Origin of the sequence: Rhodococcus sp. PML026 (genome assembly GCF_000963615.1) — a bacterium.
GTDB lineage: Bacteria > Actinomycetota > Actinomycetes > Mycobacteriales > Mycobacteriaceae > Rhodococcoides > Rhodococcoides fascians.
The window spans coordinates 112135-124353 of sequence record NZ_KQ031371.1 but is presented as its reverse complement, the minus strand read 5'-3'; the positions used below and the strand labels follow the sequence as shown (position 1 = coordinate 124353).

Genomic DNA, 12219 nt, shown 5'->3' with positions numbered 1-12219 from the left:
ACACCGTCGGCCTGAAAAATCTGTCGGTTCCACCGCCTAGAGTGGGTGCATTCGCGGCTCGTATTTTCGAAAACGCACGACCTTCAGGAGAGAACCTTCGTGGCCGATTCGTTCGTTCATCTGCACAACCACACCGAATATTCGATGCTCGACGGTGCCGCCAAGATCGGGGCCATGTTCGCGGAGGCGGCGCGGTTGGAGATGACGGCGGTCGGCATGACCGACCACGGCAACATGTACGGAGCCAGCGAGTTCTACAACGAGGCCAAGAAGGCCGGCATCAAGCCGATCATCGGTATCGAGGCCTACATCGCTCCCGAATCCCGATTCAACAAGAAGCGCGTGCTGTGGGGCGACCGAAGCCAGAAGTCCGACGACGTCTCCGGTAGCGGTGCGTACACGCACATGACGATGGTGGCGGAGAACGCGACCGGCGTGCGCAATCTGTTCAAGCTGTCCTCGCTGGCGTCCATCGAGGGTCAGCTCGGCAAGTGGGCCCGGATGGACGAGGAGATCATCGCTCAGCACGCCGAGGGCATCATCGCCACCACCGGCTGCCCGTCCGGTGAGGTTCAGACGCGCCTACGTCTGGGCCAGGACCGCGAAGCACTCGAGGCCGCGGCCAAGTGGCAGGAGATCTGGGGACCGGACAACTTCTTCCTCGAGTTGATGGACCACGGTCTGTCCATCGAGCGACGAGTCCGAGAGGGCCTGCTCGACATCGGCAAGAAGCTGTCCATTCCGCCGTTGGCCACCAACGACTGCCACTACGTCACCAAGGACGCCGCCGAGAACCACGAGGCTCTGCTGTGCATCCAGACCGGTAAGACGCTCAGCGATCCCACTCGCTTCAAGTTCGACGGCGACGGCTACTACCTCAAGTCCGCTGCCGAGATGCGTGCTCTCTGGGACGACGAGGTACCCGGTGCCTGCGACAGCACGCTCCTCATCGCCGAGCGAGTCCAGCCCTACGACGAGGTGTGGGCGCACCGCGACCGGATGCCCATCTTCCCGGTTCCCGAGGGATACACGCAGGGAACGTGGCTGCGGCACGAGGTCATGACCGGACTCGAACGTCGGTTCCCCGACGGTCCGGCCGAGGATTACCTCGCGCGAGCGGAGTACGAGATCAAGGTGATCCTGGAGATGGGCTTCCCGGCCTACTTCCTCGTGGTCGGCGACCTCATCAACCACGCGAAAGCGGTCGGCATCCGCGTCGGACCGGGCCGTGGTTCCGCCGCCGGATCCCTGGTTGCCTACGCCATGGGCATCACCAACATCGATCCGCTCCCGCACGGATTGCTCTTCGAGCGATTCCTCAACCCCGAGCGTGTGTCGATGCCCGATATCGATATCGACTTCGACGATCGTCGTCGCGGTGAGATGGTGCGCTACGCCACGGAGAAGTGGGGTAGCGACCGGGTTGCGCAGGTCATCACCTTCGGCACCATCAAGACCAAGGCTGCCATCAAGGACTCCGCACGTGTGCAGTTCGGCCAGCCCGGTTTCGGCATCGCCGATCAGATCACCAAGGCCCTGCCGCCGCCCATCATGGCCAAGGACATCTCGGTGGCCGGCATCACCGATCCGTCGCACGAGCGCTACAAGGAGGCCGTCGAGGTCCGAGCGCTCATCGACTCCAACCCCGACGTAGCCACGATCTACAAGACGGCCAAGGGCCTCGAAGGCCTGATCCGCAACGCGGGCGTACACGCCTGCGCGGTCATCATGTCCTCGGAGCCGCTCACCGACGCAATCCCGGTGTGGAAGCGCGCCCAGGACGGCGCGATCATCACCGGCTGGGACTACCCGTCGTGCGAGGCCATCGGCCTGCTGAAGATGGACTTCCTCGGTCTGCGAAACCTCACGGTCATCGGCGACGCGATCGACAACATCAAGGCCAACCGCGGCATCGACATCGATCTCGACGCGTTGCCGCTCGACGATCCGGCGACCTTCGAATTGCTCTCTCGCGGAGACACTCTCGGTGTTTTCCAGCTCGACGGCAGCGCGATGCGAGACCTGCTGCGCCGCATGCAGCCCACCGGTTTCGAGGACATCGTCGCCGTGCTCGCGCTGTACCGCCCGGGTCCGATGGGCATGAACTCGCACAACGACTACGCCGACCGCAAGAACGGGCGGCAGGAGGTCAAGCCGATTCACCCCGAGCTCGAAGAGCCGCTCAAGGTGATTCTCGGCGAGACGTACGGCCTGGTGGTCTACCAGGAGCAGATCATGCAGCTCGCGCAGAAGGTCGCCGGGTACACCCTGGGCCAGGCCGACCTGCTGCGTCGTGCCATGGGAAAGAAGAAGCTCTCCGAGCTCGAGAAGGCGTACGCCGGATTCCGGCAGGGCATGTTGGACAACGGCTTCTCCGAGGCCGCGATCAAGGCGCTGTGGGACACCGTGCTCCCGTTCGCCGGCTACGCGTTCAACAAGTCGCACTCGGCCGGCTACGGCCTGGTCTCGTACTGGACGGCGTACCTCAAGGCCAACTACCCGGCCGAGTACATGGCCGGCCTGCTCACCAGTGTCGGTGACGACAAGGACAAGGCCGCGATCTACCTGGCCGACTGCCGCAAGCTCGGCATCACGGTGCTGCCACCGGACGTCAACGAATCCGAGCTCAACTTCGCATCGGTGGGCAAGGACATCCGATTCGGTCTCGGCGCGGTGCGCAACGTCGGCACTAACGTGGTCGCATCGATCATCAGAGCGCGGTCGGAGAAGTCCAAATACACGGACTTCTCGGACTACCTGGGCAAGATCGACGCGATCGCGTGCAGCAAGAAGGTCACCGAATCTCTCATCAAGGCAGGCGCTTTCGACTCTCTCGATCATCCGCGCAAGGGTCTGATGTTGATCCATGCCGACGCGATCGATGCGGTGATGGGCACCAAGAAGGCCGAGGCGATCGGACAGTTCGATCTGTTCGGCGGTGAGGACGCCGACGAGTCCATCTCCTCGGTGTTCAACGTCCGCGTGCCGGACGAGGAGTGGGAGTCCAAGCACCGTCTGGCCCTCGAGCGCGAGATGCTCGGTCTCTACGTCTCCGGCCACCCGCTGCTCGGTGTCGAGCACATGTTGGCCGCGAAGTCCGACTGCAACATCCCGACGATCCTCGAAGGGGACATCAAGGACGGCACTCAGGTCACCGTCGGCGGAATTCTGGCCTCGGTGAACCGGCGGATCAACAAGAACGGTCTGACGTGGGCGTCGGCTCAGCTCGAGGACCTTGCCGGCGGCATCGAGGTGCTGTTCTTCCCACAGGCCTACTCGGTGTTCGGTGCCGACGTCACCGAGGACTCGGTGGTGCTCGTCAAGGGGCGCGTGTCGGTGCGTGACGACCGGGTGTCGTTGATTGCGAACGATCTTGCGGTGCCGGATCTTTCGGCGATCGGTATCGACAAGCCGCTCGCGGTGAGTTTGCCGACGCGACTGTGCACGGCCGACAAGGTCGGCGCACTCAAGCGGGTGTTGATCAGCCACCCGGGGACCTCGGACGTCCATCTACGTTTGGTCAGTGGCGACAAGATCACCACGATGAAGCTCGACGACAGTCTGCGGGTGACGCCGACGTCGGCGTTGATGGGAGACCTGAAGGCGCTACTGGGGCCCGGCTGCCTGACGGGGTGAGCCGGTCCGGGCGGGGTGGACCTCGGTCAACCGCAGAGTCCACCACGCGGCGACTGCGACTGCCGCGCCGCCCAGAACGGCTGCCTGCAGCGATCCGACCAGGGCGAGCGTGGCGACGAACACGACGAGCCCGATGGCCACGGCCTCGAGCTTGTACAGAGGCCATTCGACTCCGGCGACATCGACCGTGCGCAGGACGGGGACAGTTCGACGGCTCACCTGGTTGCTCGTGTAGGTCATCGCGTCCTCCTCGGGTACGCCCGTCCGGTTCGTCGATTCGGGTGTCCGGCGGGTGAAGTTCAGACTATACCCACGCAAAGATTCGGTCCACCGAACTCATGGTTCCGAGCTGGGGCGATCGAGATTCGGTGGCGTCTCGGCGGCCGTGGGTGTTGACTGAAACCATGCCATTGACAGGAGAATACGAACCGAGTTCATCCGACTGGGCCCGCAAGCAGGCCGAGCTGTACGAGAACTCCGGCGGAACCGAAGGCACGACGATGAACGGGATGCCGGTCGTGCTGCTGACCACCAAGGGAAACAAGAGCGGAAAGCTGCGCAAGTCGCCGTTGATGCGGGTGGAACACGATGGGGAGTACGCCATCGTGGCCTCCCTCGGTGGTGCGCCGAAGCATCCCGTCTGGTACTTCAACGTCAAGGCCGAGCCGCTGGTGGAGCTGCAGGACGGACCCGAAAAGCACGATTACGTCGCTCGGGAGGTAACCGGCGACGAGAAAGCCGTGTGGTGGGAGCGCTCGGTCGCGGTCTACCCCGATTACGCGGATTACCAGAAGAAGACCGACCGGGAGATCCCGGTGTTCGTCCTCGCGCGCGCCTGAGCACGATCGGCCTGCCCGTGGAACGGTCCCGAGTGGGTGACCGTTCCACGCTGGTGGCAGCATGTGCTGGTGTCTTCATCACCTGAGCTCGCCTCCCAGCACACCTCGTCGGTAGCCGTCACCGCGGCCGACATCGATGCAGCTGCGATGCGAATTTCCTCGGTGGTCGCCGCGACACCCCTGCAGTTGTGCGAGCGCCTGTCGGCAGAGACCGGAGCGACGGTCTACCTCAAACGGGAAGACCTGCAGATCGTCCGTTCGTACAAGATCCGCGGTGCCTACAACCTGATGGATCAGCTGACCGAGGCCGAGCGCAGCGTCGGCGTGGTCACGGCAAGTGCCGGTAACCACGCGCAGGGGGTGGCATTCGCCTGTCGGTCCATGCAGGTGCGAGGTCGGATCTACGTGCCGGCCAACACCCCCAAGCAGAAGCGTGACCGAATCAGGGTGCACGGAGGCGACTTCGTGGAGCTCATTGTCATCGGCGACACGTTCGACGCCGCAGCTGCCGCGGCTGCCGCGGACGTGGCCCGTACCGGTGCCACCATGGTCCCGCCGTTCGACGATCCACGAACGGTGGCGGGCCAAGGGACGATCGCCAAGGAAATCGTCGATCAGCTCGGCGGCGCACCCGATGTGGTGGTGATGCCCGTCGGCGGGGGCGGCTGCATCGCGGGTATCTCCAGTTATCTGCGTGAGCGCGCTCCGCAGACATCGTTGGTCGGCGTCGAACCATCCGGTGCTGCGTCGATGACCGCTGCGTTGATTGCTGGTGGGCCGGTGACGCTGTCGGATATCGATCCGTTCGTCGACGGGGCGGCGGTCCGGCGTATCGGCGATGTTCCGTACTCGGCGCTGCAGTCGTTGGGCGCGACGGTGGTGTCCCATGCATCGTTGCCCCTGATCACCGCGCCGGTGTTCGAAAGCTCCGGCCCCGGTGCGTTCCTGATCACCCAGATCGACGAGGGCGCGGTCTGTACCGCAATGCTCGAGCTGTACCAGAACGAAGGGGTCATCGCCGAGCCCGCAGGCGCATTGGCGGTCGCCGCGCTCGAGCATCTCGACATCGCACCGGGAAGTACCGTCGTGTGCCTGGTGTCCGGGGGAAACAACGACGTCTCACGGTACGGCGAGATTCTCGAACGATCGCTCGTCCACCTCGGCCTCAAGCACTACTTCCTCGTGGACTTTCCGCAGGAGCCCGGCGCACTGCGTCGGTTTCTCGACGAGGTACTCGGGCCCGAGGACGACATCACCCTGTTCGAGTACGTCAAGCGAAACAACCGGGAGACCGGTGCCGCGCTCGTCGGCATCCAACTCGGTGCGGCGCACGGCCTTTCGGCCCTCCTCGAACGTATGCGGTCCTCGCACCTTCAGGTGGAGCAGCTGGAGCCGGGTTCGCCGGTCTACCGCTACTTGACCTGAGTCACCGACCCAGCAGGCGGTCGACCACCTGCTTGTGCAGTTCGGGGTCGACGGCGGGCAGGTCGAGGACGGCTCCGAGGTATATCCCGTCGCCGACGAGTCGGATGATCTCGGCCTGCACCGGATCGTCGATCTCGGTACGTAAGCCCTCGTCCCACTGCTGCATCATGTCCGTGACGGCGTCCTGCACCTCGCCGGAGTTTCCGTCGACGCTGCGCAGTGCCGCCAGCGTGGAGCGGTAGAGCGCGATTTCCTTCTCCGAAATGCAATCGGGTGGTTGCAGATACCACTCCGCCACGGAGGTGCCACCTGCGCCGGCGTCGGCTCGCTGCTGATCGGCCTGAACGGCGAGTCGTCGGACCATGGCAGCGACCAGCGCGTCCTTGGTCTTGAAGTGGTACAGCAAGCCGCCCTTCGATACCCCGGCGGCGGCAGCGACGCTGTCCAGGGTCACTTTGGTCATGCCGTGTTCGAGAAGCAATGTCTCGAGCGAATCCAGAATTCGGTCGCGTGTGTCAGATGACATGTAACTCACTTTACCGGCTGGACGGTTCGAGGTAGTCTTCGGAGCTGTACCGGCTGGACGGTTGGTATCGAGAATGTGCCCGGTCGCGGACCGGGAGGGCGAAATGGAGTCATGGTGAGCGACGTGCGGACCGGTGCGGTGCACGAGATCGACGGCGGATCGGCCTCCAGGGCCACCGCGCGCGACTGGCTCGGGTTGGTGGTGCTCGCGTTTGCCGTACTTCTCATCGCGGTCGATGGAACCGTGCTCGATCTCGCCCTGCCGTTCATCAGCGCCGATCTGGCACCGTCGAGCAATCAGCTGCTGTGGATCATCGACGTGTACTCGTTCGTACTAGCCGGCTTGCTCATCACGATGGGCACGCTCGGTGACCGGGTCGGTCGGCGTCGCCTACTGCTGATCGGAGCCGCGGGCTTCGGAATCGCCTCTCTCGTTGCGGCTGTCTCGACCAGCCCGGAGATGCTCATCGCGGCGCGAGTTCTGCAGGGTATCTCCGGCGCGACCTTGATGCCCGCCACTCTCGGCTTGATTCGCACGATCTTCCTCGATCCGCGCCAACGGGTGACCGCTATCGGCGTCTGGGGCGCAATGGCGGGCGGCGGCGCGGCCGCCGGTCCGCTCGTGGGCGGCTGGTTGCTCGAGCACTTCTGGTGGGGCTCGGTGTTTCTCATCAACATTCCCGTCATGATCGCGCTGATCGCGCTGGGGCCGTTGGTGATTCCCGAGTCCAAGGATCCGAACCCGGGCCGTTTCGACCTACCCAGCTCGGCGTTGTCGATGCTCGCTATCGTTCCGATCGTGTTCGCGGTCAAGGAGATCGCAGCGCACGGCCTACACCCGGCCTACGTGGTCTCCGCCGTCGTCGGCATGATCGCCGGTGTGGTGTTCGTGCGGCGGCAGCGAATTCTCGACGCCCCGATGATCGACATCCGGCTGTTCGCCAACCGTGCCTTCTCGACGGGTGTGGCGACGAACTTCCTGTCCGTGTTCGCACTCGCCGGCGTGCTGTTCTTCGGTTCGCAGTACCTGCAGCTCGTCCTGGGCAACAGCCCGCTCGAAGCCGGACTGCTGTTGCTGCCGGGCACGGCCGCCAGCATCGTGACCTCATTGCTCGCTGCGGTTCTGGTTCGATACTTCACCGCAGGCACGGTCCTCGGCGCAGGCATGATCGCTGCCGCTGCGGGCGCGGGCATCCTGGTCGGTCTCGGTACCGACACCAGCCCGGCGTTGTTCATCGCCGGATTCGTCCTGGTGGGTGCAGGCGTCGGCTTCGCGCTCACTCTGACGTCCGACCTCGTGGTCAGTGCCGTCGAACCCGAACGAGCCGGGGCTGCGTCCGCGGTGTCGGAAACCGCGTACGAGCTGGGCATCGCGCTGGGAGTGGCGATCCTCGGCACGGTCGTCATGGCCATCTTCCGACGCGGGATCGACACCTCGCAGCTCACACCCGAGCTCGGTGCCAGAGCAGCCGAAACGCTCGGCGGCGCAGACGCGGTGGCCCGTGAGCTGCCGGACTCGGTGGCGACGGTCCTCCTGGACTCCGCGCATGCCGCGTTCGTCTCGGGCATGCACGTTGCGGCCGTCGCCACCGCGGTGGTCCTTGCGGTCACCGCCGTGTTCGTGCTGGTGAACCTACGGGTTCGTCAGGATTCGAGCACCGCGAAGGAGTGACCGGGAACCGTGGTGGCAGACCCGGTGTCGTTCGAGGTCGTCGGCTCCCACTCGAGCAGTGTGGAGCCGCCGACCGGCACCGTCACCGCGGACTCGGACAGATTGCACACCACGCTGACGCGACCGCGGCGAATCGCGATCCACTGGGCGTCCTCGTCGTACTCGACCTTCACGTGATCGAGCCACGGGTCGGTCAGTTCGGTCCGCTCGCGGCGCAGGGCCAGTAGGTCTCGATAGACGGCCAACAGTCGGGCATGGTCGGCGTCGCCCAGTTCCGACCAATTCAATTTCGATCGTGTGAACGTCTCGGGATCCTGTGGGTCGGGGATGTCGCTCTTGTCCCACCCGTGTTCGGCGAACTCGGCTTTGCGTCCTTCCGCCGTGGCCTTGCCGAGCTCGGGTTCGGGGTGCGAGGTGAAGAACTGGAACGGAGTCGACGCTCCCCATTCCTCGCCCATGAACAGCATCGGAGTGTAGGGCGAGGTGAGTACCAGTGCTGCCTTGATCGCGAGCTGTCCGGGGGAGAGGTAGAAGCCGGGGCGATCTCCGATCGCACGGTTGCCGACCTGATCGTGGGTGGTCGTGTAGGCCACCAGAGAGCTGGCGGGAATGCGGCGGGTGTCCAATGGTCGCCCGTGGATTCGGCCGCGGAAGCTGGAGTATGTTCCGGCATGAAAGAAGCCCTGCCGCACCGTGTTCGCCAAGCCCTGCAACGACCCGAAGTCACCGTAGTAGCCCTGCCGTTCGCCGGAGACCGCAGCATGGATCGCGTGGTGAATGTCGTCGTCCCACTGTGCATCGAGTCCGTAGCCGCCACCCGACCGCGCCGTGATCAGCGACGGATCGTTGAGGTCGCTCTCGGCGATCAGAGTGAGTGGACGGCCGAGATGCGCTGACAGGGTGCGCGTTTCGATCGAGAGCTGCTCGAGGAGATGCACAGCGGTGTGGTCGACGATGGCGTGCACCGCGTCGAGACGCAACGCGTCGATGTGGAACTCGGAGAACCAGCGCAACGCGTTGTCCAGGGCGTAGCGCCGCACCTCGCCCGAGTCTGCATCGGCATAGTTGATCGCCTGGCCCCAGCTGTTGGCCCCTTCGGTCATGTAGGGACCGAAGCGTTCCAGGTAGTTGCCGGACGGGCCGAGATGGTTGTAGACGACGTCGAGAACCACACCGATCCCGCGGCCGTGGCATGCATCGACCAAGCGCTGCAACCCTTCCGGGCCACCGTAGGCCTCGTGCACGGTGTACCAGAGGACGCCGTCGTAGCCCCAGTTGTGCACGCCGTTGAATCCGTTGACCGGCATGATCTCGACGAAGGACACGCCGAGGTCGACGAGGTGATCGAGCTTGTCGATCGCCGCGTCGAACGTTCCCTCGCGAGTGAAGGTGCCGATGTGGAGTTCGTAGATCGACGATCCGGGGAGTTGACGACCGGTCCATGCGGAATCGGTCCACAACGACGGATCGACCTCGAACACCTGGGACAATTCGTGCACACCGTCGGGTTGCCGAGGCGAGCGTGGATCCGGCAGCGCCTTCTCGGCGTCGTCGAGGAGGAATCCGTAGCGACTGTCCGCGGCGGCACTCACCTCTGCTCGCCACCAGCCGTCCGAGGATTGCTCCATGTCGTGGACCGAGTCGTCCAGTTGCAGCCGTACTCGTTCTGGGGTCGGTGCCCACACTGCGAATGCACGGGGCGTGGCCGAAGACGTCGCGGCCGGGGATGTAGTGGTCGAGGATGTCATCGTGCTGACTCTCCTTCGTTGTCGCGCACCAGAAGTGCAACCGGCAGGGAGGCGAACAGCTCGGCGACCGCAACGGTCCCGCTGTGTTCGACGTCGGTGATGCGGTCGCGCCACCGACCGTCGGGCAGCGTCACGGTTGTCTCGCCCCACCCTGTCTCGGCCACACCGAGGGACAGCCTCGTAGCCAGCGCAACCACATCGGAGTTGCCGGGCAACGGACCTCGGGCAAATCCGACGACATGCTCGGCCGCGGCCCCGTCCGCGACGATCGGCGTGTAACTACCGCCGACGAAGCTCGCAGGCCGTTCGCGTCGTACCGTCAGCGCGGAACGAACCACGGCCAATTTCGCAGCACCGGTATCGACCGACGGCGCGGATCCGTTCAGTCCGGCCAGAACGGACCGGCGTACCGAGTAGTCGACGGGTCTGCGGTTGTCGGGGTCGACGAGCGAGTCCTCCCACAACTCGGTGCCCTGATACACATCCGGGATTCCGGGACCGACGAGTGTAAGCAACTTCTGCCCGAGTGCATCGGAGTGTCCATGGGGCGAAAGCTTTTCGACGAGCATCGTCATCGAACGTGCCACCGGACCGTCGAGAATTGCGTCGAGCCAGTTGTGAACGGCAGTCTCGAAATCTTCGTCCGGATCGGTCCACGTGGTACGGAGAGCGGCCTCGCGAATGGCCTTCTCGGCGTAGGCGTGTAGCCGTTCCCGCAGGGTCGAGGTGATCACCCCGTCGACCGGCCAGACACCGAAGACGTTCTGCCACAAGAACATCCCTGTGGTGCCGTCGGGGCTCGGGGCCAGCTCCTCCCAATCGGCGATCGACCGGGCCCACAGCTCCGGCGTCTGCGAGAGCACGCCGATACGCGCCCGGACGTCCTCACCGCGTTTGGTGTCGTGTGTGGACAGTGTCGTCATCGCGGCGGGCCAGCGCTTCGCGCGGTCGGCGTTCTTCAAATGGAAGTACGCTGGGCTGCAACCGAACCGAGCGGGATCGCCGCCCACCTCCTGCAGCGAGATCAACCGGTTGGCGCGGTAGAAGAGGCAGTCCTCGACGCCCTTGGCCGTGACGGCACCGCACACCTGATCGAAACGCACGGGGGATTCGGTACCGGCGATCAGGGCGGTTGTCAGAGCGTCGAGACCGCCGGCCAGTTCCGGCTGCTCTTCACCGATGGCGGCGACGACACCCGGAAGCACACCGGCCAGCGGCGCGTAGTCGGTGCGGTACACCGGAACTGCGGCAACAACGGCAACGATGGCGTCGATCACCGATTCGAGCTCGATGGAGGTACCCGATTCACGAACCACGGCGCGGGCGAGGCGTCGCACCTCGGGGGACAGGTCGCCGCGCGCGACAGCGGTCTTGAGATCGAGTTCTGTCTCGTGCAACGTCTCGTCGTCGTAGGCGATGCCGGAGCGCACCTGAGACAGTGCGGTCAGTGCCGGCGCCCCTTCCGGGTCGACGAATATCCCGCCCACGGCCGCCAACGCGTCGTACCCTGTCGTGCCGTCGACGGGCAGCGACTCGTCCAACGGTTCGCCGTCGGCCAAGATCTTCTCGATCACCAGCCAGCGGTCGGGACCGAGCAGCCCGCGTAGCTCGGTCAGATAACCGGCAGGATCGGCCAAGCCGTCGGGGTGATCGACGCGTAATCCGTCGATCAGCCCGTCCTCGATCCAGCTCGCCACCTGGCGATGCGAGTCGGTGAAGACGTCGAGGTCTTCCTGCCGGACACCGGCCAGGCCGTTCACCGAGAAGAAGCGCCGGTAGCCGATCAGCCCGGCGGACCAACTGACGAGGCGGTAGGCCTGACGGTCGTGCACGGCCTGGGCGTCGTCGCCGTCGGTACCGTCGGCGATGGGGAAGCGGTGCTCGTAGAATGCCAGCAGAGGCTCGTCCTCGGAGCGGTCGACGGTGAGCTCGGCGACATCGCTCGCGCTGCCGAGCACGGGGATGGCGATCTTGCCGTCCACTCCGTTGTCGGCCGCGAAGTCGATGTCGAAGTAGGTGGCGAACTCCGAGTCACGACCGCGCCGCAGAACGTCCCACCACCACGCGTTCTGTCGTGGATCCTCCACCCCGACGTGGTTGGGAACGATGTCGACGATGATCCCCATGCCCACCTCGGCAGCCCGAGAGTGCAAGCGAGTCAATGCATCTCGTCCGCCGAGGGCGGCGGAGACGGTCGAGGTGTCGGTGACGTCGTACCCGTGCGTCGAACCGTCGGTCGCGGTCAGTATCGGCGAGAGATAGAGATGGCTCACTCCGAGGTCGTGCAGGTAGTCGACCACGTCCGAGGCGTCGGCCAGGGTGAAGGCATCGCCCCGCAGTTGTAACCGGTATGTGCTGGTGGGCAGCGGCATGA

8 protein-coding genes are annotated in these 12219 nt (G+C 65.0%); 4 read left to right on the top strand and 4 right to left on the bottom strand.

Going from position 1 to position 12219, the window contains the following annotated elements:
* Positions 1-99: 99 nt before the first annotated feature.
* Positions 100-3636, top strand: a complete 3537-nt coding sequence (dnaE, locus tag VF34_RS08155; protein WP_027497326.1) for a DNA polymerase III subunit alpha — start codon at positions 100-102, stop codon at positions 3634-3636.
* Here dnaE and VF34_RS08150 read toward each other — a convergent pair.
* Positions 3607-3876, bottom strand: coding sequence for a hypothetical protein (locus VF34_RS08150; RefSeq protein WP_045841248.1), 270 nt, complete (start codon positions 3874-3876; stop codon positions 3607-3609). The two genes, dnaE and VF34_RS08150, sit on opposite strands and share 30 nt — an antisense overlap.
* Positions 3877-4040: 164 nt before the next feature.
* Here VF34_RS08150 and VF34_RS08145 point away from each other — a divergent pair, with 164 nt between their 5' ends.
* Both VF34_RS08145 and ilvA read left to right on the top strand, forming a co-directional pair.
* Entirely contained in the window at positions 4041-4475 is a 435-nt protein-coding gene (locus VF34_RS08145) for a nitroreductase family deazaflavin-dependent oxidoreductase (protein ID WP_027497325.1), read from the top strand.
* A 69-nt stretch (positions 4476-4544) separates the two neighbouring features.
* The gene (gene ilvA / locus VF34_RS08140) at positions 4545-5900 is read left to right on the top strand and encodes a threonine ammonia-lyase IlvA (protein ID WP_032374530.1); all 1356 of its coding nucleotides are present in this window, start codon (positions 4545-4547) and stop codon (positions 5898-5900) included.
* Between the two features lies 1 nt (position 5901).
* On the opposite strand, the gene VF34_RS08135 is transcribed toward ilvA, so the two are convergent.
* Positions 5902-6426 (bottom strand): TetR/AcrR family transcriptional regulator, encoded by a 525-nt coding sequence (locus VF34_RS08135; protein WP_032374344.1) that lies wholly within the window; start codon positions 6424-6426, stop codon positions 5902-5904.
* A 114-nt stretch (positions 6427-6540) separates the two neighbouring features.
* Between VF34_RS08135 and VF34_RS08130 the strand changes: the two genes are divergently transcribed.
* On the top strand, positions 6541-8097 hold the full coding sequence (locus VF34_RS08130) for an MFS transporter (protein ID WP_231578204.1): 1557 nt from the start codon (positions 6541-6543) through the stop codon (positions 8095-8097).
* Here the strand turns inward: VF34_RS08130 and treZ are convergent.
* Together treZ and treY are read right to left on the bottom strand one after the other, a co-directional pair.
* Positions 8070-9845, bottom strand: a complete 1776-nt coding sequence (gene treZ / locus VF34_RS08125; RefSeq protein ID WP_196249559.1) for a malto-oligosyltrehalose trehalohydrolase — start codon at positions 9843-9845, stop codon at positions 8070-8072. The two genes, VF34_RS08130 and treZ, sit on opposite strands and share 28 nt — an antisense overlap.
* Positions 9842-12217 (bottom strand): malto-oligosyltrehalose synthase, encoded by a 2376-nt coding sequence (gene treY, locus VF34_RS08120; RefSeq protein ID WP_032374341.1) that lies wholly within the window; start codon positions 12215-12217, stop codon positions 9842-9844. Before treY ends, treZ begins: the two co-directional genes overlap by 4 nt.
* Positions 12218-12219 lie beyond the last annotated feature (2 nt).

Excerpts from the sequence above, each read along its gene's own strand:
- VF34_RS08150 (WP_045841248.1), bottom strand. The coding sequence starts at position 3,876 with ATGACCTACACGAGCAACCAGGTGAGCCGTCGAACTGTCCCCGTCCTG.
- VF34_RS08145 (WP_027497325.1), top strand. The coding sequence starts at position 4,041 with ATGCCATTGACAGGAGAATACGAACCGAGTTCATCCGACTGGGCCCGC.
- VF34_RS08135 (WP_032374344.1), bottom strand. The coding sequence starts at position 6,426 with ATGTCATCTGACACACGCGACCGAATTCTGGATTCGCTCGAGACATTG.
- treZ (WP_196249559.1), bottom strand. The coding sequence starts at position 9,845 with ATGACATCCTCGACCACTACATCCCCGGCCGCGACGTCTTCGGCCACG.
- treY (WP_032374341.1), bottom strand. The coding sequence starts at position 12,217 with ATGCCGCTGCCCACCAGCACATACCGGTTACAACTGCGGGGCGATGCC.